Here is a 22,958-nt window from a genome sequence, read left to right as displayed (position 1 = left end):
CCTCGTTTTAGCCCCGTCGCGGGCGTTCGTCCAGTGGCGCACACATGCCGTAGCAGGTTATTTCCTAAAGCCTGAAAAGGCGCCGGGCTTATTCCCGCGCACTCCAGCAATTTTCATGCACAAGCCTATACTGGCGACTACAAGAAGTGATTCGGGAGCCCGACGATGTTCGCTCTCATGCAAAGCACTCGCCTTGAATCGCTGCACCTGAGCGTTGACTCGGCCACCGGGTTGAAGGCGGTGATCGCCATTCATAGCAGCCGCCTGGGGCCTGCCCTGGGAGGCTGTCGTTACCTTGCCTACCCCGACGACGAAAGTGCCGTGGTCGATGCCGTGCGCCTGGCCCAGGGCATGAGCTACAAGGCCGCCCTGGCCGGCTTGCCCCATGGCGGCGGCAAGGCCGTCATCATCCGTCCGCCCCATGTCGAAAGCCGCGCCGCGCTGTTCGAAGCCTTCGGCCGTTGCGTCGAGCAACTCGATGGCCGCTACATCACCGCCATCGACAGCGGCACCTCGGTCGCCGACATGGACTGCATCGCCCAAACCACCCAGCACGTCACCAGCACCACCGCCTCCGGCGACCCGGCGCCCCATGCCGCCATGGGCGTGTTCGCTGGCATTCGCGCCACCGCCATGGCCCGTCTCGGCAGCGACAACCTCGAAGGCTTGCGGGTCGCGATCCAGGGCCTGGGCAATGTCGGCTTCGCCCTCGCCGAACAACTGCATGCCGCGGGTGCCGAGTTGCTGGTCAGTGATATCGATTCCGGCAAGGTGCAACTGGCCATGGAGCAACTGGGCGCCCACCCGATCGCCAACGAAGCCTTGCTCAGCACGCCGTGCGACATCCTCGCGCCCTGCGGGCTGGGTGGCGTACTCAACAGCCACAGCGTGGCGCAACTGCGCTGTTCGGCGGTGGCCGGCTCGGCCAATAACCAGCTGACCAACCTGCTGGTCGCCGACCAGCTGGAAAACCGCGGCATCCTCTACGCGCCGGATTACGTGATCAACGCCGGCGGGCTGATCTACGTTTCGCTCAAGCATCGCGGTGAAGACCTGGCGACCATCACCGCCCACCTGTCGAAGATCAGCCAGCGGCTCACCGAAGTCTTCGCCCACGCCCAGGCTGAAAAGCGCTCCCCGGCGCGGGTGGCCGACGATTTGGCGGAGCGCGTGCTGTACCGCTAGGGGCGCAGGCCTTACCCGGCCATTTCGCCCTGTAGGCCCCGCGCCACAAGCGCGAGGCGCAACGACTGCACGCTGGACCCGGCGTGCCAGGAGCCATGTGATGCCTCACAAGGTTGCACTTCCCTATACCCGCTATTTGTCCCCGGACGGCCAGTTGCTCGGCGACCTGCCGGCCTGGGCCGACGACTTCAATCTGCTGACCCGGCTCTACCGGCAGATGGTCCTGACCCGCCTGTTCGACCAGAAAGCCGTGGCCCTGCAACGCACCGGACGCATCGGCACCTACGCGCCGACCCTCGGCCAGGAAGCCATTGGCGTGGCCATCGGCAGCCTGATGCGGGCCGAAGACGTGCTGGTGCCCTATTACCGCGACACCGCCGTGCAGCTGATGCGCGGAGTGCGCATGGAGGAGATCCTGCTGTACTGGGGCGGCGACGAGCGCGGCAGCGATTTTGTCGACCCGGCGGTGGCCGAGGATTTCCCGATCTGCGTGCCGATTGCCACCCAGGCCCTGCATGCCTGCGGCGTGGCCAGCGCGTTCAAGATCCGTGGCGAGCATCGGGTGGTGGTGACCACCTGTGGCGACGGCGCCACCAGCAAGGGCGACTTCCTCGAGGCCCTCAACGTGGCGGGCACCTGGCAGTTGCCGGTGGTGTTCGTGGTCAACAACAACCAGTGGGCGATCTCGGTGCCACGGCGCATCCAGTGCGGTGCGCCGACCCTGGCGCAGAAGGCCATCGGCGCCGGCTTCCACGGCGAACAGGTCGATGGCAACGACATGCTCGCGGTCTACGACCGAGTGCAGGTGGCCCTGGAGCGTGCCCGGCATGGCAAGGGACCGGTGCTGCTGGAGTGCCTGAGCTATCGCCTGGGCGACCACACCACCGCCGACGATTCCACGCGCTATCGCGCCGCAGATGAGGTCAAGCAGGCCTGGCTGGAAGAGCCGATCAAACGCCTGCAACGCTTCATGGTCGGGCAGGGCGTCTGGGAGGGAAACCGCGAGCAGGCGCTGATGGCGGAATGTCAGGCGCTGGTGCAGCGTGCTGTGGATAACTTCGACGCGGCGGGCACCCAGGCCCCCGAGTCGGTACTGGACCATGTCTACGCACAGTGGCCGGCGGCCCTGGCCGAACAGCGCGAGATGTTCCTCGAACGGCTGGCGCGGCGTGCGGGAGGTAGGGACCATGAGTAACGGCACATTCAGCTTGCTGGAGGCGGTGAACCTGGCGCTGCACCGGGCCATGGCCGAGGACGAGAACGTGATTGTCCTGGGTGAGGACGTGGGGGTGAACGGCGGGGTGTTCCGCGCCACCCTGGGGCTGCGCGACAGTTTCGGCTTCAAGCGGGTGATCGACTCGCCACTGGCGGAAACCATGCTCGGCGGTCTGGTGATCGGCATGGCCGCCCAAGGCCTGAAACCGGTGGTGGAAATCCAGTTCATGGGGTTTATCTACGCGACCATGGAGCACCTGGTGTCCCATGCCAGCCGCATGCGCAACCGCACCCGCGGGCGCATCACCTGCCCGATGGTGCTGCGCACGCCCATGGGCGCGGGCATTCGCGCGCCGGAGCACCATAGCGAAAGCACCGAGGCGCTGTTCGCCCATATCCCGGGGCTGCGGGTGCTGGTGCCGTCCTCGCCGGCGCGGGCCTATGGCCTGCTGCTGGCGGCTATCGACGATCCCGACCCAGTGCTGTTCCTCGAGCCGACCCGCCTGTACCGCATGAACCCGCAACCGCTGGTGGACGACGGCAAGCGCCTGCCGCTGGACAGTTGTTTCACCCTGCGCGAAGGCAGCGACATCACCCTGGTCAGCTGGGGGGCGAGCATCGTCGAGACCCTGCAGGCCGCCAGCGTGCTGGCCGAGCAGGGCGTGTCGGCGGAGGTGATCGACGTCGCCTGCATCAAGCCGCTGGACCTCGACACCCTGGAAGCCTCGGTGCGCAAGACCGGGCGTTGCGTGATCGTGCACGAGGCGCCGCGCACCTGCGGCGTTGGTGCGGAAATCGCCGCCAGCCTCTACGAACGGGCGTTGCTGGAATTGCAGGCGCCGATCCTGCGGGTCACCGCGCCGGACATTCCACCGCCGCTGTATCGCCTGGAATCGCTGTACATCCCCGGCGTCGAAGACATTCTTCACGCCTGCGACAGCACCCTGAACTTCGCCTGAGGAGGCTGCGATGAAATATTTCAAACTGCCCGATCTGGGCGAAGGCCTGCAGGAAGCGGAGATCGTCGAATGGCACGTCAGGGCCGGCGATGTGGTCAAGGCCGATCAGTTGCTGGTGTCGGTGGAAACCGCCAAGGCCCTGGTGGACATTCCCGCGCCCTATGACGGTGTGGTGGCGAAAACCTACGGCGCGCCGGGCGACATCCTGCATGTCGGCGAACCCTTGCTCGGCTACGAAGGCGAGGCGGATGCCGGCACCGTGGTCGGGCGCCTCGAAGGTGGCGGGGTCAGTCAGGAAGACCGGTTTTTTGTCGGCGCCGCGCCCTCGACCCGCGAACACATGGCGGTCCGCGCCACGCCAGCGGTGCGCCAACTGGCCCGGCAACTGGGCGTGGATGTGAATGCCCTGAGCGGTTCGGCCAAGGACGGACTGATCAGCCGCGGCGATGTGGAAAGCGCCGCGCAGCAGGAACGCGAGCGGTTCGGCGGCGACCGGCTGCGCGGGGTACGCCGCAGCATGGCGCTGAACATGGCCCGCTCCCATGCCGAGGTGGTGCCGGTGACGATTTACGGCGATGCCGACCTGCATCGCTGGGGCCAGGCCCGTGATCCGCTGATCCGCCTGGCCAAGGCGCTGGCGGCGGCCTGTGCAGTGGAGCCGGTGCTCAACAGCGCGTTCGACGGCAAGACCCTGTCGATCAAGCAACACCAGCACCTCGACCTGGGCATCGCCGTGGACACCCCCGATGGCTTGTTCGTGCCTGTGCTGCGCAATGTCGGCCAGCGCGACGCGGCGGACCTCAAGGCCGGGGTGACGCGGCTGCGCGCCGATGTGCAGGCTCGCTCGATCCCACCCAAGGAGATGATGGGCGCGACCCTGACCCTGTCCAACTTCGGCACCCTTTTCGGCCGTTATGCCAACCCGGTGGTGGTGCCGCCGCAAGTGGCGATCCTCGCCGCCGGGGTGATCCGCGACGAGCCGGTGGCTGTGAACGGCGCGGTGGCGGTGCATCCGCTGCTGCCGCTGTCCCTGACCTTCGATCATCGGGTGGTCACCGGCGGCGAGGCGACGCGGTTTTTCAAGGCGTTGGTCGAAGCGCTGGAGCAACCTGAGCTTTAGTTTTCCACAGGCATGAAAAAGGCCCTGAGCCAGAGACTCAGGGCCTGTTCAATTCGAGCCTGCTTACTTGGCGGCTTTGCTCGCCTTGGCGGGCTTGGCCGGTGCTGCGGGTTCCGCGGCTTCGGGCGCTGCCAGCGGAGCCTCTGGCTCGGCCGCCGCAACCGGCGCGCTGAGCAGTTCGGACAGGGCGTCCGGCTGGCTCTTGAAGGCCTTGGCGAACACATCGCGGTTCTTCGCCATGTAGATCCCGGCTTCTTCCACCTGCTGCTCGCTCAGGGAAGGCACAGCTTTTTGCAACACTTGCGCCAGCAATTCAGCCAGTTCGAGCATTTTGTCATGACGGTCAGCTTCGGCTTTATCCATGAACAAGCGCTCCAGATCTCGGCTGCTGCGGTATACCACTTCGACGGCCATTCACCACCTCACATGCCTTCACGATAATGGGTCTTTGCTACTACTGTATTTATATACAGCTCGCAGAATAAGCGAATCCTGCTGCTTTGAATAGTGGCTTTTTAATCTAGACGGGTTTCGGGGTTTGTCAGCCCTCCCCTGTAGGAGCGAGCTTGCTCGCGATCCGCGCANCAGCGGCCATTCAGACGCTATCGCGAGCAAGCTCGCTCCTACAGATTGCCGCCGGCCTGAACGTGCCTTGTCTGCATCAGCCACCATCTCACTCCCCGACGCTGGCCTTTTTTCTGCATGCAGAACAACCGTCACGTCCAACCCGCATCATCCGGTCGAACCGACCTAAGGAAAAACCATCGTGAAAATCAATTGGGCCGAGAAACTGCGGCAGAACGTCCATCAGCTGGCCGAGTCCCTGGGCAACCTGTTCGTCGAGACCTTTCACTACCTGGCGCTGTTCGCCATCGGCGCGGTGACGGCCTGGGCGGCGGTGATGGAATTTCTCGGGATGCTCGAAGCAGGTCATATCAAGATCGATGACATTCTCCTGCTGTTCATCTACCTCGAACTGGGCGCCATGGTCGGCATCTACTTCAAGACCAACCACATGCCGGTGCGCTTCCTGATCTACGTGGCGATCACCGCGCTGACCCGCCTGCTGATCTCCAACGTGTCGCACCACAATCCGCCGGACCTGGGGATCATCTACCTGTGTGGCGGCATCCTGCTGCTGGCCTTCGCCATCCTGGTGGTGCGCTATGCCTCGTCGCAGTTCCCGTCGGTGAAGATCGAACACCCGCAACGCAAAGTCGGCGCGGGTTCCAGCGAGCACCCTGAAGTCGAGAAGGGCGAGCTTTAAATCGCCAGGGTCAGGGGCGGCCGGTTAGCGGGCCGGCCCTTGGCGGTCGGCAGCGGCAGCTTGAAGCTGTCGCTGTTGGTCATGGCTTCGAGGATGGCCACCGCGCTGTGGCCCTGCTCGATGGCGATGCCGAACTGAATGCTTTGCACCAGGCGCTTGAGCCGCTGCGGATCGTTGCGCTGCTCGGCGCTGATCATGCGTTTGGCCACGACCCGGCCGGCCTTGGACAGGGTCAGCATGATGCTGCCGTCCAGGCCCTGGATGCTCAGGTTGACCCGGTATTCCGGGGCGAAGGCATCGGTAATCAGCTGAAAGGGATTGTCCATGTGCGTCACCGCCTGATTGTATCGTGCAGTCATTGACCGGCCGGGATCGGGATTAGTTCGCAGGTCCAGACCACTGGCAGGCCGTTCGCCGAGGTTTGTTAACGTCCGTATTCCTCGGGTCTTGCAAAGCAAAGGGCATGCCGGGAAAACCGTCGGCCAATAAACCCGGGGGCGAAAAAAAACGGACCAAATGGTCCGTTTTTCTTTGGCTACCCGTTTCAGGGCATGAACGAATAAATGATCGCTGACAGTGCGATCAGGCCGATCAGCACCACGAACAGATTCGACAGCTGGCCCGAGTACTGGCGCAACGACGGCACCCGCCGGATCGCGTACATCGGCATCAGGAACAGCAGGCAGGCGATCACTGGCCCGCCCAGGGTTTCGATCATGCCGAGGATGCTCGGGTTGAAGGTGGCCACGGCCCAGCAGGTCAGGACCATGAACAGCGCGGTGCAACGCTCCAGCCAGCGCGACGACAGGCTCCGGCCACGGCTGCGCAGGCTTTTCACGATCAGCCCCTGGAAACCTTCGCTGGCGCCGATGTAGTGGCCGAGGAAGGATTTGGTGATGGCCACCAGCGCGATCAGCGGCGCCGCGTAGGCGATCACCGGGGTCTGGAAGTGGTTGGCCAGGTACGACAGGATCGAGATGTTCTGCGCCTTGGCCGCGGCCAGGTCGGCGGGCGACAGGGCCAGCACGCAGCTGAAGCAGAAGAACATCACCGTCAGCACCATCATGCCGTGGGCCACGGCGAGGATGCCGCTGCTCTTGCGTTCGGCCTGGGCGCCGTAGTGGCGCTTCTGGTCGACGGCGAAGGCCGAGATGATCGGCGAATGGTTGAACGAGAACACCATCACCGGGATCGCCAGCCACAGGGTCTTGAGGAACAGCGGCATGGACATGCCGTCATTGGCCGAGGCGAAGAAGGCGCCGTTCCAGTTCGGGATCAGGCTGAGGGCCAGCAGCAACAGCGCGGCGACAAAGGGATAGACCAGCACGCTCATGGCCCGCACGATCACGCCCTGGCCGCAACGCACGATGGCCATCAGGCCGAGGATCAGCACCAGGGACAGGATCGCCCGCGGCGGTGGCGTCATGTGCAGCTGGTGTTCCATGAAACTGCCCAGGGTGTTGGTCAGCGCCACGCTGTACACCAGCAGGATCGGGAAGATGGCGAAGAAGTAGAGCAGGGTGATCAGCTTGCCGGCGCCGATGCCGAAGTGCTCTTCCACCACCTCGGTGATGTCGCCAGAGCGCCCGGACAGCACGAAGCGGGTCAGCCCGCGGTGGGCGAAGAAGGTCATCGGGAAGGCCAGCAGTGCCAGCACGATCAACGGCCAGAAGCCGCCGACCCCGGCGTTGATCGGCAGGAACAGGGTGCCGGCGCCGATGGCGGTGCCGTACAGGCCGAGCATCCAGGTGGTGTCGTGTTTGCTCCAGCCTTTGCTGGCGGTTGCGGTGTCGCGGGCAGTCTCTACAGCAGGGTTTTCGGCAGCGGGTGTTCGTACATCGGTCATCGGTATTGCCTCGTTATTATTTTTGCTCGGGCTCACGTATTGCAGGCGGTCAGGCCGTTTGAAAACGTAGCGAGCGAAGGCAAGACAAGGCAAAAACAGGCGAGGAAGCGGAGTGTAGGGGCCTACATGAGCATTCCGAGCCTGTTTTTAACGCAGTATTGCCGAGCGCAGTAGTTTTCATACGGCCTGGGGGAATGCTCCTCAGCACTCCACCCAACTCACGGCCAGGCCGCCCCGTGAAGTTTCTTTGTATTTATCGTGCATGTCGGCGCCGGTATCGCGCATGGTGCGGATCACCCGGTCCAGGGAAATGAAGTGTTTGCCGTCGCCGCGCAGGGCCATCTGGGTGGCGTTGATCGCCTTCACCGCGGCGATTGCGTTGCGCTCGATGCAGGGCACCTGCACCAGGCCGCCGACCGGGTCGCAGGTCAGGCCGAGGTTATGTTCCAGGCCGATTTCGGCGGCGTTTTCCAGTTGCTCCGGCGTGGCCCCGAGCACCTCGGCCAGGCCCGCGGCGGCCATCGCGCAGGCGGAGCCGACCTCGCCCTGGCAGCCGACTTCGGCGCCGGAGATCGAGGCGTTTTTCTTGCAGAGGATGCCCACCGCGGCGGCGCCGAGGAAGAAGTCGATCACGTCGTCGTCCGACGCTTCGGGGTTGAATTTCATGTAGTAATGCAGCACCGCCGGGATGATCCCCGCCGCGCCGTTGGTCGGTGCGGTGACCATGCGCCCGCCGGCGGCGTTCTCCTCGTTCACCGCCAGGGCGAACAGGTTGACCCACTCCATGGCCGACAGGGTCGAGCTGATGACGTTGGGCTTGCCGATTTCCAGCAGGTTGCGGTGCAGCTTGGCCGCGCGGCGCGGCACATCCAGGCCGCCGGGCAGGGTGCCTTCGTGGCGCAGGCCCTGCTCGACGCATTCGCGCATCACCGACCAGATGTGCAGCAGGCCGCTGCGGATTTCGGCATCGCTGCGCCAGGCCCGTTCGTTGGCCATCATCAGTTCCGAGACCCGCAACTGGTGCCGTTGGCACAGGGCCAGGAGTTCCACCGCGCTGTTGAAGTCGTAGGGCAGCTCGACGCTGTTGGCCGCCGGGGCGCCTTCGGCCACTTCGGCTTCCTCGACGATAAAACCGCCGCCCACCGAGTAGTAGGTCTGCTGCCACAGCAGGCCATCCGCGCCGAAGGCCGACAGCGACATGGCATTGGGGTGGTAGGGCAGGCTTTCGTCGAGCAGCAGCAAGTCGCGGTGCCAGTCGAAGGCGATGGTCGAGCGCCCGCCGAGGCTCAGCTCGCCGCTTTCGCGCAGTTGCTGGATGCGTGGGCCGATGCTGCTTGGGTCGATGCTGTCCGGCCATTCGCCCATCAGGCCCATGACGCAGGCGCGGTCGGTGGCATGGCCGACGCCGGTGGCGGACAGCGAGCCGTACAGACGGATTTCCACCCGCTGCACCTGCGCCTGCAACCCTTGCTCGAACAGCCCCTGGGCGAAGGTCGCGGCGGCGCGCATCGGGCCGACGGTGTGGGAGCTGGACGGGCCGATACCGACTTTGAAAAGATCGAAAACACTGATAGCCATGCTAAAGCCTTACAAGCAATGGAAGAGAAATCGCTGCCATTTTTTGTAGGCCGAGCGTTAGGTCGGCGATACTGCCTAGCTCGGTCAAGACTGACCAACGAATTTTCCTAAGACAGCCTTTAGCAGGACTAAACGATGAGCCGTCAGTTTCATGCCCAGACCTACGTCTGGCTGCATGTGTTTTCCTGTGCCGCGCGGCACTTGTCGTTCACCCGTTGCGCGGAAGAGCTGCACATCACCCCGGGGGCGGTCAGCCAGCAGATCCGCCTACTGGAAGAGCGGCTCGGTTTTCGCCTGTTTCACCGCCGCGCCCGTGGGGTGGAACTGAGCGCCGAGGGGCAGCGGCTGGCGATCACGGTGAACGAGGCCTATGGCAGCATCGACGCCGAACTGCGCCGGCTGGATGCCGGGATGATCAGCGGGACCTTGCGCCTGCGCTCGATCCCGTCGTTTCTCGGCAAGTGGCTGACCCCGCGTTTGCCCCGGCTGCAGCAGCGTTTTCCGGACATTCAGCTGCGGCTGGTGGCCGAGGACAGCAGTGTGGCCTTGCATGAAGGCGATTTCGACCTGGCCATCGACCTCAACGACGGCAGTTATCCGGGGCTGTTATCCACAGCCCTGCTGGATGAGCAGATATTTCCGGTCTGTGCCCCAGGCCTGTTGCGCGGGCGGCCGCCGCTGCACGGTCCGGCGGACCTGGTGCATTTCCCGCTGCTGCACGACATCACCGCCTGGCGCGGCAGCTATGAGTACGCGGAGTGGGAGTTCTATCTCAATGCCATCGGCTTCGAGGGCGCGGATGTGCGGCGTGGGCACACCTTCAATCGCAACCACCTGACCATCGAGGCGGCGACTGCCGGGATGGGGGTGGCGATTGCCCGACGTACCCTGCTCAACGATGAACTGGAACGCGGCACCCTGATCGTGCCGTTCGGCCTCGCGGTGCCCAATCACAAGCGTTACGTGCTGCTGTATGCGCCGGGCGCGCTGAGCCATCCGGGCGTGCGCGCGGTGCACGACTGGCTGGTGGAAGAGGCGGAGATATTTCGCGGTTTGCACCCGCTGGGAGGGGGGCACGGGTAAGCAGAAAGGACAGGGGAGTGGGGCGACCCAACTCCCGACATTAACAGCGCTTTTGCGCTTTGTCCGGCTTTATTTGCGAATAGATATTTATCTTTTTTAAGGGGTTGAATTGTTCTGCGCTCTGCCCAACTCTGTAACCAAGAGGCCGCAAAAAGTACGCCCTCAGGGGCACGCGGTTCCTCTCGCGAGCTAGCTGAAATAAGGGAAGAACTATGCAAATCCAGGTCAATAGCGATAACCATATTCAAAGCAGCATCCGACTGGAGGAGTGGGTACGTACTACCATTGAGAGCACGCTCGAACGCTACGAGGAGGACCTGACCCGAGTCGAGGTTCATCTGCGGGACGAGAACGGCGACAAGCCCGGTCCCCACGATTTGCGCTGCCAACTGGAGGCGCGGCCAAAAGGCCATCAACCGATTTCCGTGACCCACAAAGCCGAATCCCTGGAACTGGCCATCGAAGGAGCGGCCACCAAGCTGGAGAATTCCCTGGAACACCTGTTCGGCCGGTTGCGCAACAAGCGCGCCGCGGCAGCGCCAAGCGCCCGCGCCGGTCAGGCCGACGCCTTGCTTGAAGAGGAATTCCTGGAAAACGAACAGGCCGCGCTCAATAGCTGACGGCTGAGTTACTTTTCAAACAGCTGCACAACGGATGTTTGTAGGTCATAGACATCTGATGCAGGCCCTCATCGGAGGCATACACATAAAGGCCATCGCAGTGCGATGGCCTTTTTTGTTGGGCTGGTCTGGGTAGAGCGTTTTCAGACCGCCTCTTGAAAATGCCGCACTTCAATAATCAATGTTTCCTCGGCTTTCTGATCCAGGATGTTGCTGACCAGTATCTTGTTCTGATGGTCTAAGTTTGCATCCCACTCATCCAGCAGGATGAGTGGCGCTTGTTGACTCAATACATGAAGGAGTTTTTGAACCTGGCTTTCTCCAGTGGAAAGCGCGGTCTCGATTTCATGAAAGCTTGCGTGGTTTGGCAGCAGAATCGATTCGGTGAATTCTGATTTGATCAGTTTCAATAAAGACGATTTCCCAGAGCCATTCTTGCCTGACACGAGCAATCTTCCTTTTGAACTGGCGAATGTGCGAATGTCATTGAGCAACTGATCAATGGGGATGGTTTTCCCGTCCGCGGTATCGCAAATCGATATGTCGTTACGAATGACCTGTTGGTTGAGGTTCAGCGGTTCCAGGGTCTTGGTGAAGCTCAATAAATTGCTGATTCTCTTGCGAAAGTATACGTACTTGCTGTTATACAGACTCATTGAGTGAACGTTGCCGAATACCTGTAGGGAGCGCGGTAAGATTGCAACAAGCATTCCCCAGGGGACAGACTGGCTCAGAGGTAGTCCTTGCAGATATACCAGAGTCAATGCGACGGCTATACATATCGGTAGGCACGCGGCCAGCTGTTCAAGCCTCGTGTAATAGAGAGAGGACTTGAGGAAGTCCGCGATCAATAATCTGGACGATGCCTCCGAGTAGTCGATCATGGAGGAGTTGGCATTCAGATAGTAATCCCAAAGTGAACTTGTACGCTTGACTACGTTAAGTCTCTTTTGTTGTATCTGTGTGGCGCAGGTATTGATTCTGCTTTTCATTGCCTTTACCAGGAAGTATGAAATCAGAATCGAGGCTGTCATCAATATGGCAATATGAATCCCAAGTACCCAATAAAACACATAGATCGTGGCTATGATATTGGCATACACGGAAGTCATGCCGAAATAGAGGTTTACGGTGCCGTCCAGAGTCGTCGGTACTTCACTTCCCAGCCAGCCCTGGACATTTTTGCGATTTGTTTCAGATGAAAGGGGTTGATTGTGACGAAGATGCTCGTAAACAGAGAAGATGTACTTCTCCCATAAATCAATCTTCAGCTTTGCTGAAATGAACTCTACAACGGAGCTGATCAGGTATCCCAGCAGGGCAAATGAGAAGAAAAGGATTATTCGAGTTTTCAACAGTTGGTAGTCTTGCAGTGAAAGAGCCGCACCTGCCATGGCGATATAATAGGTCGATATGGCCAGGGATACTTGTTGGGCGATGATCAATGCAATGCCCGATATGAAGTATCTATTGGAGGTAAACATGCGTTGCTCCTTTAAGAACTACAGCAATAATACCGATGATGATGGAGAGCAACATCAGTCGGAAAATACAATCCAATAGAATTCTTATGCTGTATCGCCTGATGATCTTTCTTGAGACAGAGACCTGGCGTATTTCGTACGCTGAAGATCGACCGGTTTCGAAGCGACGAACATATGATTTGAGAAATTTCAGGCGAGTGAAAATGCTGTAATGCTTTGGTTCGAGAAAAACTAAATCACCAGCGGTGATTTCTCGCATCACAAGAGTTGGGGTAGGTGTTCTCAGAGGGAAAAAGTCAGGGCTGTGAAGGCTTTTTGCATTGCTGTCTTTGTAGAGGGCGCCAAGCATTAAAAAGGACTCTACACATTTTACTTTGTTATCTACATGAATTCGTAATAGGAATTCCAGATCAAAATCATCGGGAAGCAGGATAATCAAGGCACGGCCAAGCTTATTGTCATCCCGCTTGCTCTCCATGAACCTGATGCATTGCTCTATGAAAGCAGCCCAGTCGTTGTGGTCATGGAAGTCGGCAAAGCTGAAATACAGCGTTTCGTTTTTAAGGGCTCCGGCGATAAATGGGCAGACAGCTCCATTTCGATAAGGATGTCTGGCTGTCAAGAACCGGGTCACATAAGGCAGTGTCAGTTTGTAGGCTTTTGCTGCGAAGCCAGGGACCCTATCCTCATCAAAGTCGGAGATAGAGTAGAAGTTTGAACTCATAGTGAACATGCTCGCTTTTAACCCATTATCAGAACCTCTTTGCAGGCAAAGAGGTTCTCCACAGTCAAACGATCATGTTTACCACTTCCAGCCTTCGCAGCCGCCGGCCGCGAAAGACTGGCAAATGGAAGTTCTAGAGATGATTTTCATCAGAATGTTTTTCCTCCTGGGTTTGAACTCGATATCCATACCTTTATTAGAGAAGGCAACAGAGGCCGGGGAAGTAAAGTCGTTTTGCATAGCAAGCTCCAATTGAGGTTGTCCGTGAGATCGATACTCCTGGAAAGGATGGGCATCACGTGACTGACTACTGCCTTCAATTCATCGTCATTGCTGTGTGCAACCAACATCGGATTTTTATAGATTTAATTTGTTATATGGTTATTTCTTAATGACAGGTCGCAAGGCGGAGCGGCTGGTTTTTGGCGTCGTTGTAATCGATTACTGAACTTTTGGTTTGAACGCTTTGAGAAACATGTCGAGCTGTGTTGTCAGCCTCGATGCCATCGTCAGCGAGTTCGTTCCAGCAGCGGAATGATTTGGTGTTCTGTAGGAGCCAGGCTTACTGGCGATGAGGGCGACGCGGTGTGTCAGGTCGGACGCTATCGCGAGCAATCGAGCGTCGACCGGCCGCTCCTACAGAAGCAAGGTGGTGCGCTGTTCTGTAGGAGCCAGGCTTGCCGGCGATAGCGTTGGATCAGAACGCCACAGAGGTCTGTACGTACAGGGTCCGTGGTTCGCCCACGTATTTGCCTTTGTTGTTGTCGTCGAACGAGCGGGTGAAGTATTGGTGGTTGAAGATGTTCTTCACCCCGACCGCCACGTTCAGGTCCGACAGTTGCGGGCCGAAGTCGTAGGCGGCGCGGCTGCTGAACAGCATGTAGCCGGGAATCCGCCCGGTGCTGCCGTCGGCGCTTTCGGCGGAGGTGTTGGCGTTGTCGGCGAACTGGCTGCTCTGGTAGCTGCTGTCGACGTTCAGCTTCCACGGGCCTTCGGTGTAACCGATACCGAGGGTGCCCTTGTGCTTGGACGAGAACGGCACGCGGTTGCCCTTGTTCGGCCCGTCTTCACGGATGGTGGCGTCGACGTAGGCGTAGGTGGCATACACATCGAAACCGGCCAGTGCCGGGCTCAGGCCGTCCAGCGCGTAATTGACGCTGGTCTCGATGCCCTGGTGACGGGTTTCGCCACGGGCGATCACCGAGTCGTTGGTCTGGTTGCTGTCGTACTGATTGTCGAAGTTGATCAGGAACGCGCCGATCTCCGCCCGCAGGGCGCCGTCGTCATAGCGGGTGCCCAGTTCCCAGGTACGGGCCTTCTCCGGTTTCACTTCGCCGCTGCTCACGCGGTTGGGCATCTGGCTGTACTGTACGCTGCCGAACGAACCTTCGGTGTTGGCGTAGAGGTTCCAGCTGTCGGTCAGGTGGTACATCACATTCAGCGCCGGCAGCGCGGTGTTGTAGTCACCCTTGTACTTGACGTTGGTCAGGTTGTTGGTCTGCTGGGACTCGATCATCTCGTAGCGGATGCCCGGGGTGAGGGTCCACTTGCCGATATCGATGCGGTCGTCGACGAAGAACGCATTGGCCTCGGTGCCGCCGCGGGTATCGCGGTCGTTGCGGCTGCTGGTGTTCGGCAGTTGCTGGTTGGCGCTGATCGGCGTGCGGTAGCGCAACTCGTGCCCGGCCTCGTTGATGTAGCGGTAGCCGATGCCCAGCTCATGGCTGGTCGGGCCGAGGTCGAAGCCCTGGGCGAAGCGGGTTTCGATGCCGCGCACCCAGTACTCGCGTGGCGACAGCGAGAGGAAGCTGCCCTGGTCCAGGTAGCCGCTGCGCAGGGTCTTGGTGAAGAAGCTGTTGACGGTGAATTCGCGGCGATCTTCCTGGTAGCGGTAGCCGAAGTTGATCAGCGTGCGACGGCCCCAGAATTTGTCGTACGGGCGGGTCGACTGATACGGGTCGGCCTTGTAGTCGGCAACGTTGAGGCCGCCGGGCATGTCCGCTTCGCCCTCGTAGTACTGGGCCATGGCGTTGAAGCTGTTGGCGTCGTCGAGCTGGTAGTGGCCCTTGAGGATCAGGTCGTCGATCTGCGTGTCGCTGTGTTCGCGCCAGTCGCCGCCACGGGTGCCGGAGTACAGCAGGGCGCCGCCCAGGCCGTTGTCGGCGGTGCCACCGGCCAGCAGGTTGCCGGTGGTCTTGAAGCCGTCATGGCTGGAGGACGGGCTGGTCTCGGTCTGGAAGCCGCCCTTGACCGTGGGCGCATCGGGGATGGCGCGGGTCACGAAGTTGACGATGCCGCCGACGTTCTGCGGCCCGTAGCGCACAGCGCCACCGCCACGCACCACGTCCACGGCGTCCATGTTGCCCATGCTGACCGGGGCGAAGGACAGCTGCGGCTGGCCATAGGGCGCGAAGGGCACCGGAATGCCGTCCATCAGCACCGTGGAGCGCGAGGCCAGGCGCGGGTTGAGCCCGCGAATGCCGAAGTTCAGCGCCATGTCGTGGCTGCCGGTGCCGTTATTTTCCGGGGCGTTGACCCCGGGAATGCGGTTGAGCACGTCGCGGGCCTGGGTCGCGCCCTGGCGTTCGAACTCTTCGCGGCGGATCACGTCACGGGCACCGGGGTGTTCGAAGACGTTGGTCTGCGCCGCATCGCCCAGCCAGTCGCCGACCACGCTGGACGTGCCCAGCTCCAGGGCGGCCGGTGCGCCCTCGGCGCTCACCGGTTGCAGGCTGAAGGCATTGCCGCCTTCGGCGCGGGCTTGCAGGCCGGTGCCCTTGAGCAAGGCATTCAGACCTTCTTCGGTGGTGTAGCTGCCTTCCAGGCCCTGGCTCTGCACGCCACTGGTGACCTGGGAGCCAAAGGAAATCAGCACCCCGGCTTCACGGCCGAACTGGTTCAGGGCGTTTTCCAGCGACGACGCCGCGATGTGATAGTCGCGGGCCGGGCCGTCGGCGGCCATGGCCAGCGGCAGGGCGGCCAAGCTCAGGCTGGCGCCCAGCAGCAACTGGCGCAGGGTGCGGGCGAGGGGCGTAAGGCGGGTGGGGTGCTGGGGCATGGACATCGATCCTGAGAAGGTTGCAGTCAAGGGGGCTTTCCTTCTCTGTCACGCGAGGGCTGGAAAACGGCTCACACAAAATGAAAAAAATCTGGTGTTGGGGGAAAAACATTAAATTGGCGTCGACCTGTAGCCGCTGCCGAAGGCTGCGATCGGCCCCGAAGGGGACGTGCTCTTGAGGCCCTCGAAGGCCCTTCGGGCCTTATCGCAGCCTTCGGCAGCGGCTACAGTCAGGCGCGGGCTTCGACCGTGACCCAATAACGGGTGAAGCGCCTGACCTTCACCGGCAGGCTGATTTCCAGCAGGTCGAGGATCCGTTCGCTGTCGTCCAGTGGATAACTGCCGGAGATCAGCAGGTCGGCGACCCGTGGATCGCAGTTGAGCTGGCCGCGACGGTAGCGGCCCAACTCGTCGAGGAAGTCCGCCAGGCGCATATGGGCGGCCACCAGCATGCCGTCGCTCCAGGCGCCGCTGCCGGCGTCCAGCGGCCGCGGGTTTTCCCAGGCGCTGCGGGTGAAGCTCAATTGTTGCCCCTTGTTTACCAGCAACGGCGTTCCCGAATAATCCGACGGGCTGAGGCTGACGTTGCCCTCGAACACCGCCAACTGGGTGCGCTGGCTGAACTGGCGCAGGTTCAGCCGTGCGCCTTGCGGGCGTAAAACGCCCTGGGCGCTCTGAATCAGCAGTGGCCGGCTGTCGGCCGCGGTGGTCAGCAGGATCTCCCCGGCCAATAGCCGGATCAGCCGTTGCTGGCCGTCGAAACTCACGTCCACCGCACTGTCGGTATTGAGTTGCAACTGGCTGCCGTCGCTCAGTTGCAGCTTGCGTCGCTGGCCCACCGGGCTGCGGTAATCGGCCATCAGCGGGGTCAGCGGATTGTGTTCGCGCAAGCCCCAGGCCGCGGCGGAACCGGCGCCGAGGATCAGCAGCAGTTTCAGCGCCTGGCGCCGGCTGGAGGACTTAGACCCATTGAGCGCGGCATGGGCCAGGGGCGAAGACAGGCCGCGCAGCCGCGAATTGACCCGCTGGATATGCTCCCAGGCGCGCTGATGTTCGCTGTGGGCGTCGTGCCACTGCTGCCAGGCCAGTTGCTGGCGCGGGCTGAGCGGCCCCGCCTGCATTTCGATCAGCCAGTGCACGGCCTGTTCGGCGACCTGGGCGCCGATCTCCGGCGGGCGGGGAAGGGCAGCATTCATAGGGTTGGGTTCATGGCGGGGTTCACAGGGCGAAGTAGCAGCGCAGGGCTGCCTTGTGCAGGTGGCGCTTGACCGTGGCGATGGAGATCCCCAGTTCGCGGGCGATCTCGCCGTGTTTCAGGCCATCGACCTGGGCCAGCAGGAACGCGCGTTTCACCAGGCGCGGCAAACCGTCGAACAACTGGTCCAGCTCCAGCAGGGTCTGCAGGATGATCGCCTTGTCCTCTTCGGATGGCGCCAGCAGTTCCGGCATCTGCGCCAGCGTCTCGAGGTAGGCCCGTTCCAGGTCCTGGCGCCGGTAATGGTTGCACAGCACCCGCTTGGCGATGGTGGTGAGGAACGCCCGTGGCTCGACGATCGACGGCGTTTCCCGGGCGCTGAGCACGCGGATAAAGGTGTCCTGGGCCAGGTCGGCGGCGCTGTCGGGGCAGCCGAGCCGACGCCGCAACCAGCCGTTCAGCCAGCTGTGATGGGCGTGATAGAGGACTTCGACGGTAGAGGAGTGAGCCAAGCCGAACGCTCCGGCAGCATGAAGATGCTTAAGAGAACAAGAATTGTTCGCATTGTAGTGGTCTGACAGGGCATTGGGCAATCAACCCGGACCGGCGGAAGATCCCGCGGCGGGTCAGTGAATTTTTGCACATGAGAATATTTATCATTAATATTGCGCCGACTTGAGCCCGGGTGGGGTTTTCCCTGTGCCGGGCGGTCCTGGTTTCAAGGTCGAAACATGAAAAGCAAAGTTGCTGCAATTCCCTCTTCCTATCGTCTGGCTGTGACGTCGCGGGTACTGGCCGCGGTGTTCGGCGGTTACCTGCTGGCGGCGTTGTCCAGCGTCTGCATGACCCTGCTGCTCCCCGTCTCCCGCGCCGATGCGGTGGTCGGCGGCATGATGACCTCCTTCCTGTTCTACCTGGTGGCGGTGCTCTGGTGCTTTGCCTGCCGCACGGCCTGGCAGGCCTGGTTCGGCTTGCTGCTGCCGGCGCTGGTGTTGGCGGCGATTTCTGCGTTGGCGTACTGGATGAATCTCTCATGAAGGAGGGATTTCGCCAGTCCATGGCCTGGCTACATACCTGGGCCGGACTGGTATTCGGCTGGCTGCTGCTGGCGATTTTCCTGACCGGTACCCTGGCCTACTTCAAGGACGAAATCAGTCACTGGATGCAGCCTGAAGTGCCGTCGCGCTCGGTCAGCAACGAAACCAGTGTGATCCTCGCCCAGAGTTATCTGCAGCAGCACGCCCAGGGCGCCTCGCGCTGGTTTATCAGCCTGCCCGATGTCCGTGAACCGGGCCTGTCGGTGATGTGGCAGTTTCCGGGCAAGCCCGGCGAGCGCGGCGCCTTCACCCAGAAGCTGCTGGACCCGGCCACCGGCGCTGAGTTGCAGGCTCGCGATACCCGCGGCGGCGAGTTCTTCTACCGCTTCCATTTCCAGTTGCAGATGCCCCATCCGTGGGGCCGCTGGTTGTCCACCGCGGCGGCCATGCTGATGTTCGTCGCCTTGATCAGCGGCATCATCACCCACAAGAAAATCTTCAAGGACTTCTTCACCTTCCGCCCCCGCAAGGGCCAGCGCTCCTGGCTCGACGGGCACAACGCGGTAGGCGTGCTGGTGCTGCCGTTCCACCTGATGATTACCTACAGCAGCCTGGTGATCTTCATGTCGATGGTCATGCCGGCGAGCATCCTGGCCACCTACGGCAACGACACCCGGGCGTATTTCAACGAGGTGTTTCCCGCCAGCAAAAACGCCCCGGCCGCTGGCAAGCCGGCGCACCTGGTGCAACTCGAACCGCTGCTGGAGCAGGCCCGCGAACAGTGGCCGGGCGGCCGCGTGGGGCGCATCACGGTGAACAATCCGGGGGACGCCAATGCCTCGGTGAATGTCATGCGCCATGGCGGCGACCAGGTGGTCCGCGACTTTGGCAACGTGGTCACGTTCGACGGGGTCAGCGGCAAGCTGTTGCAGGTGTCGCCGCCGCAGTCGACGGCCCTGGCCATCAACGGCAGTTTTTACGGGCTGCACATGGGCCTCTTCGCCGGGCCGTTGCTGCGCTGGTTGTACTTTATCTGCGGCCTGGCCGCCACCGCGATGATCGGCACCGGGCTGGTGATCTGGCTGGGCAAGCGCCAGCTCAAGCATGCCAAGAGTGGAGTGACGCCCTTCGAACTGCGCCTGGTGGAAGTGCTGAACATCGCCAGCATGTCCGGCCTGGTGCTGGCCGTCGCCGCCTTCTTCTGGGCCAATCGCCTGTTGCCGGTGAGCCTCGCCGAGCGGGCGGACTGGGAAGTGAACAGCTTCTTTATCGTCTGGGGCCTGAGCCTGCTGCACGCCGCGCTGCGCCGCGGGCGCAAGGCCTGGGTCGAGCAGCTGGGCCTGGCGGCGTTGTTGCTGGCCAGCGTGCCGCTGCTGGATGCGCTGACGATGCCCGATGTGCTGGATGGTTTCCTGGTGCACGGCGACTGGGTCCGCGCCGGGTTCGACCTGACCTGCCTGGCGGCGGGGCTGTTCCTGGCCTGGGGGGGCTGGAAGATGTCGCGTCCTGTTGCCCATCCTGCCGCTGCCGTCCGCGCACGGCGGGCCACCCTTGAAGCCGAGGCCAACTGAATGCTCCTGGCGCTGCTGCTGTGTTACCCAGGCTTTGCCGGGTTGTGCCTGTCGATGGACCGTCATCACGCCGAACTCCTGGGCTACAAGCCCACGGCCCGTCGCCGTGGTGGTCTGCGCATTGGCGGCTGGCTGCTGCTGGCCGGTTCGCTGTGGGCGGCGATCGCTGCGGCCGGCTGGGGCCTGGGCTTGGTGCAGTGGTGCGCGGCCTTGATGCTCAGCGCCTTGTCGCTGGTGCTGTTGCTGCCGTATCAACCGCGCCTGGCGTTGTTGGCGGCCGGGCTGGGACTGCTGGTCAGCCCGCTGGCCGCGTTGGCGTAATAAGCGTTCTACGGCGCCCGGCCTGAGGGGCCGGCTTCGATTGTTCGTTGACACGAACCCCTCGCCAATCGTTATCTGGGCGCCCGTCGCAACCGCTGCAAGGCTGTTGGCGCGGGTTCGAGGTCATCAAGGAAATACGTTTTTCATGGGTTCAGCACATCGTTTCTACACTCGCGGGCTGGGGTTGTTCCTGGCCTTGTCACTGGCGGCTTGCGCCAGCCATCCCGGCGCCCGCTACGCCGCCAACCTGGATCAGGTCCTGGCCGATCCGGCGCTCCAGGGCGCCACGGTATCGCTGACGGTGCGCGATGCCGAGAGCGGTGCGGCCTTGTATCAGCACAACCCCGACAGCCGCCTGATCCCGGCTTCGAGCCTCAAGCTGCTGACCACCGCCGCCGCGCTGGACGTCCTCGGCCCCGACTACCGTTTCGCCACCGAGGTGCTGGGCGACGGCGCGCAGCAGGGCGAGCGCCTGCAGGGCAATCTCTATCTGCGCGGTTCCGGCGACCCGAGCATGCAGGCCGCGGACTACCGGGAGCTGGCGGCGGCGCTGGCGCGCACCGGCATTCGTCAGGTCATGGGTGACCTGGTGCTCGACGACACCGCCTTCGATGACCAGCGACTCGGCGTCGACTGGGCCAGCGACGATGAAAGCCTGTATTACGCGGCGCAGATTTCCGCTCTCAATATTTCCCCCAACGACGACTTCGACGCCGGCAGCGTGCTGGTTTCGGTCACGGCACCGACTATGCCGGGAGCGCCGCTGGCGGTGCGCGTCAGCCCGGAAAACCGGCTGATGAGCCTGCACAACCAGGGCCGGGTCGGGACGACGGACAGCCTGCAGGTCGGCCGTGAGCATGGCAGCAACCTGTTGCTGGTCAGCGGCGCCTTGCCGCCGGGGCAGTCGCGGCGCCATTGGGTCAGCGTGTGGGAACCGACCCGCCTGGTGGCGGACGTGTTCCAACAAGCGCTGGCCGAACAGGGTGTGACGGTGCAGGGCCAGGTACGCATCGGCCAGTCCACCGCGCCCGCCGCCCGGGTGCTGGCCAGCCACTCGTCGATGCCGCTGGCGGGCTTGATCACGCCGCTGCTCAAGCTGTCGAACAACAACATGTCGGAAGTGCTGCTCAAGGCCATGGGCCGCAAGACCGCCAATGTCGGCACCGCCGCTGCCGGGGTGGCGGCCATCGAGGGCTTCCTGCGGCGCCAGGGCCTGAACCCGCAAGGGCTGGTGCAGGTGGACGGCTCGGGGCTGTCGCGGCGCAACCAGATTTCCAGCCAGAGCCTCAGCGACCTGCTGCTGGTGGCGCGCAAGCAGCCCTGGTTCGCCACCTGGTATGCGGCGTTGCCGGTGGCTGGCGATGCCCAGCGCATGACCGGCGGCACCCTGCGTTATCGCCTGCAAGGCACCGGGGCTGTGGATAACCTGCATGCCAAGACCGGCTCGATGCAGGGCGTGTCGTCGTTGTCCGGGTATCTGCGCGCGGCCGATGGCCGCCGGCTGGTGCTGGTGATGCTGTCGAACAACTACCGGGTCGATGGCGCGCGCATCAAGGCTCTGGAAGACCGGGTGACGCAGGTGCTGTTGCAATAAGACGGGGATCGGGGTTGCCTGACACATCGCCATCGCGGGCAAGCCTCGCTCCTACAGAAGATGAGCGCTGCTTTTGTAGGAGCGAGCGGGCGGCGATCCGACTTGCCCGCGATAAGAACGACGCGGTGTCGCTGACGGCTGCGCTCAGCCAAGAAACGCCTGGCGATATTCCCCGGGCGTGCCGCCCAGGGCCTGGCGAAAGCGGTTGGTGAAGTGGCTAGCGCTGGCGAAGCCGCAGGCCAGGGCGATCTCGCCCAGGGGCAGGCGGGTGCTGCGCAGCAGGTCGCGGGCATGCTTCAGGCGCCGCGCCAGCAGGTATTGATGGGGGGGCAGGCCGAAGCTTGCGCGGAACATCCGCGCGAAGTGGTATTCCGACAAGGCGCAGCGCGCGGCCAGTTGCCCGAGGCTGATGGGTTCGGCCAACTGGCTGTCGATGTATTCCACCAACTGCCGACGCTGGTGCGCCGCCAGCCCGCCCTTGAGGCGCAGGCCCTGGCGCAGGCCGACCTGGGTCAGCAGGGCGTGGCTGAGCATCTCGTGGGCCAGACTGCTGGTCAGCAGGCGTTCGCCGGGTTCGTCCCAGTTCAGCTGGATCAGTTGCCGAAAGCGCTTGGCCTGCTGCGGATCGTCGAGGAAGGTGTTTTCCTGCAATTGCAGCTCACGGGGTTCGCGGTCCAGCAGGGTCACGCAGCCCAGGGCAAATTGCTCCGGGCTGAAATACAGGTGGGCCAGGCGGATCTCGCCGTTGATCACCCAGGCCGAACGGTGCTCGGCGGGCAGGATGCACAGCTTGTCCGGGCCGCCCTTGGTCCCCGGCTGGCCGCGGCGAAAGGTCCCGGTGCCGCCGGCGATGTAGCACGACAGGGTGTGATGGCTCGGCGCTTCGTAGTCCTGGGCGTCGTGATGGTTGCTCCACAAGGCTGCGGCCAAGCCGTCACCGAGCTCGGCGCTGTGCTCCAGGCGAGCATTGGGCGAGCGGTTCAGGGCTTGAAAGACTTGCAGGGTTTCCAGTGCGGGCATGGCGGTCATGTCTGAAATTGAACTGCATTCTGTAGCCGCTGCCGCAGGCTGCGATAAGGCCGAAGGCCTTCAGCGATCTCA

The 22,958-nt window shown here is 62.6% G+C and carries 20 protein-coding genes and 1 pseudogene; 11 read left to right on the top strand and 10 right to left on the bottom strand.

The window, feature by feature from the left end; translation table 11 throughout:
• Positions 1-165 precede the first annotated feature (165 nt).
• From ACTJKT_RS03740 to ACTJKT_RS03725, 4 genes are all read left to right on the top strand, one after another.
• Positions 166-1,185, top strand: coding sequence for a Leu/Phe/Val dehydrogenase (locus ACTJKT_RS03740; protein WP_440786238.1), 1,020 nt, complete (start codon positions 166-168; stop codon positions 1,183-1,185).
• A 97-nt stretch (positions 1,186-1,282) separates the two neighbouring features.
• A complete protein-coding gene (gene pdhA, locus ACTJKT_RS03735; protein WP_440786237.1) occupies positions 1,283-2,380 on the top strand; it encodes a pyruvate dehydrogenase (acetyl-transferring) E1 component subunit alpha in 1,098 nt (365 codons plus the stop codon).
• Entirely contained in the window at positions 2,373-3,359 is a 987-nt protein-coding gene (locus ACTJKT_RS03730) for an alpha-ketoacid dehydrogenase subunit beta (RefSeq protein WP_440786236.1), read from the top strand. The genes pdhA and ACTJKT_RS03730 overlap by 8 nt, the downstream gene beginning before the upstream one ends.
• Before the next feature lie 10 nt (positions 3,360-3,369).
• Positions 3,370-4,479: a dihydrolipoamide acetyltransferase family protein gene (locus tag ACTJKT_RS03725; protein WP_440786235.1), complete on the top strand. Its 1,110-nt coding sequence runs from the start codon at positions 3,370-3,372 to the stop codon at positions 4,477-4,479.
• A 156-nt stretch (positions 4,480-4,635) separates the two neighbouring features.
• Here the strand turns inward: ACTJKT_RS03725 and ACTJKT_RS03720 are convergent.
• Positions 4,636-4,893 (bottom strand): annotated as a pseudogene (locus tag ACTJKT_RS03720) (YebG family protein); the annotation flags it as partial.
• 352 nt (positions 4,894-5,245) lie between these two features.
• Here ACTJKT_RS03720 and ACTJKT_RS03715 point away from each other — a divergent pair.
• Positions 5,246-5,746, top strand: a complete 501-nt coding sequence (locus tag ACTJKT_RS03715) for a phosphate-starvation-inducible protein PsiE (protein WP_440786234.1) — start codon at positions 5,246-5,248, stop codon at positions 5,744-5,746.
• Here the strand turns inward: ACTJKT_RS03715 and ACTJKT_RS03710 are convergent.
• The 3 genes from ACTJKT_RS03710 to ACTJKT_RS03700 all read right to left on the bottom strand — a co-directional run bounded on the left by ACTJKT_RS03710 (position 5,743) and on the right by ACTJKT_RS03700 (position 9,170).
• Positions 5,743-6,072: a DUF3509 domain-containing protein gene (locus tag ACTJKT_RS03710; RefSeq protein WP_063428423.1), complete on the bottom strand. Its 330-nt coding sequence runs from the start codon at positions 6,070-6,072 to the stop codon at positions 5,743-5,745. The genes ACTJKT_RS03715 and ACTJKT_RS03710 overlap by 4 nt on opposite strands.
• Before the next feature lie 218 nt (positions 6,073-6,290).
• Positions 6,291-7,592, bottom strand: a complete 1,302-nt coding sequence (locus ACTJKT_RS03705) for a serine/threonine transporter (RefSeq protein WP_440786233.1) — start codon at positions 7,590-7,592, stop codon at positions 6,291-6,293.
• A gap of 201 nt (positions 7,593-7,793) precedes the next feature.
• Complete coding sequence (locus tag ACTJKT_RS03700) at positions 7,794-9,170, bottom strand: L-serine ammonia-lyase (protein WP_440786232.1); 1,377 nt, start codon at positions 9,168-9,170, stop codon at positions 7,794-7,796.
• Between the two features lie 135 nt (positions 9,171-9,305).
• Here ACTJKT_RS03700 and ACTJKT_RS03695 point away from each other — a divergent pair, with 135 nt between their 5' ends.
• The gene (locus ACTJKT_RS03695) at positions 9,306-10,253 is read left to right on the top strand and encodes a LysR substrate-binding domain-containing protein (RefSeq protein WP_007932401.1); all 948 of its coding nucleotides are present in this window, start codon (positions 9,306-9,308) and stop codon (positions 10,251-10,253) included.
• 212 nt (positions 10,254-10,465) lie between these two features.
• Complete coding sequence (locus ACTJKT_RS03690) at positions 10,466-10,873, top strand: HPF/RaiA family ribosome-associated protein (protein ID WP_009047054.1); 408 nt, start codon at positions 10,466-10,468, stop codon at positions 10,871-10,873.
• A 143-nt stretch (positions 10,874-11,016) separates the two neighbouring features.
• Here the strand turns inward: ACTJKT_RS03690 and ACTJKT_RS03685 are convergent, their stop codons facing one another.
• The 5 genes from ACTJKT_RS03685 to ACTJKT_RS03665 form a co-directional block, all read right to left on the bottom strand.
• Positions 11,017-12,357, bottom strand: a complete 1,341-nt coding sequence (locus ACTJKT_RS03685) for an ATP-binding cassette domain-containing protein (protein ID WP_440786231.1) — start codon at positions 12,355-12,357, stop codon at positions 11,017-11,019.
• Positions 12,341-13,081: a DUF6875 domain-containing protein gene (locus ACTJKT_RS03680; RefSeq protein ID WP_440786230.1), complete on the bottom strand. Its 741-nt coding sequence runs from the start codon at positions 13,079-13,081 to the stop codon at positions 12,341-12,343. The genes ACTJKT_RS03685 and ACTJKT_RS03680 overlap by 17 nt, the downstream gene beginning before the upstream one ends.
• Before the next feature lie 697 nt (positions 13,082-13,778).
• Positions 13,779-16,139 (bottom strand): TonB-dependent Fe(3+) dicitrate receptor FecA, encoded by a 2,361-nt coding sequence (gene fecA, locus ACTJKT_RS03675; protein ID WP_440786229.1) that lies wholly within the window; start codon positions 16,137-16,139, stop codon positions 13,779-13,781.
• 230 nt (positions 16,140-16,369) lie between these two features.
• Complete coding sequence (locus tag ACTJKT_RS03670; protein WP_440786228.1) at positions 16,370-17,335, bottom strand: FecR domain-containing protein; 966 nt, start codon at positions 17,333-17,335, stop codon at positions 16,370-16,372.
• A gap of 22 nt (positions 17,336-17,357) precedes the next feature.
• A complete protein-coding gene (locus ACTJKT_RS03665) occupies positions 17,358-17,846 on the bottom strand; it encodes a sigma-70 family RNA polymerase sigma factor (protein ID WP_440786227.1) in 489 nt (162 codons plus the stop codon).
• Between the two features lie 219 nt (positions 17,847-18,065).
• Between ACTJKT_RS03665 and ACTJKT_RS03660 the strand changes: the two genes are divergently transcribed.
• The 4 genes from ACTJKT_RS03660 to dacB all read left to right on the top strand — a co-directional run bounded on the left by ACTJKT_RS03660 (position 18,066) and on the right by dacB (position 21,857).
• The gene (locus ACTJKT_RS03660; protein WP_440786226.1) at positions 18,066-18,371 is read left to right on the top strand and encodes a DUF3649 domain-containing protein; all 306 of its coding nucleotides are present in this window, start codon (positions 18,066-18,068) and stop codon (positions 18,369-18,371) included.
• Positions 18,368-19,942: a PepSY-associated TM helix domain-containing protein gene (locus tag ACTJKT_RS03655; RefSeq protein WP_440786225.1), complete on the top strand. Its 1,575-nt coding sequence runs from the start codon at positions 18,368-18,370 to the stop codon at positions 19,940-19,942. The genes ACTJKT_RS03660 and ACTJKT_RS03655 overlap by 4 nt, the downstream gene beginning before the upstream one ends.
• Entirely contained in the window at positions 19,943-20,263 is a 321-nt protein-coding gene (locus ACTJKT_RS03650) for a DUF3325 domain-containing protein (RefSeq protein WP_440786224.1), read from the top strand.
• Between the two features lie 145 nt (positions 20,264-20,408).
• A complete protein-coding gene (gene dacB / locus ACTJKT_RS03645) occupies positions 20,409-21,857 on the top strand; it encodes a D-alanyl-D-alanine carboxypeptidase/D-alanyl-D-alanine endopeptidase (RefSeq protein ID WP_440786223.1) in 1,449 nt (482 codons plus the stop codon).
• 144 nt (positions 21,858-22,001) lie between these two features.
• On the opposite strand, the gene ACTJKT_RS03640 is transcribed toward dacB, so the two are convergent.
• Complete coding sequence (locus tag ACTJKT_RS03640) at positions 22,002-22,877, bottom strand: helix-turn-helix domain-containing protein (protein WP_440786222.1); 876 nt, start codon at positions 22,875-22,877, stop codon at positions 22,002-22,004.
• Positions 22,878-22,958: the final 81 nt, after the last annotated feature.

The organism is Pseudomonas sp. 22526 (genome assembly GCF_052044735.1).
GTDB lineage: Bacteria > Pseudomonadota > Gammaproteobacteria > Pseudomonadales > Pseudomonadaceae > Aquipseudomonas > Aquipseudomonas piscium.
The sequence above is the reverse complement of the archived record's forward strand: the minus strand, read 5'-3'. Positions and strand labels throughout refer to the sequence as shown.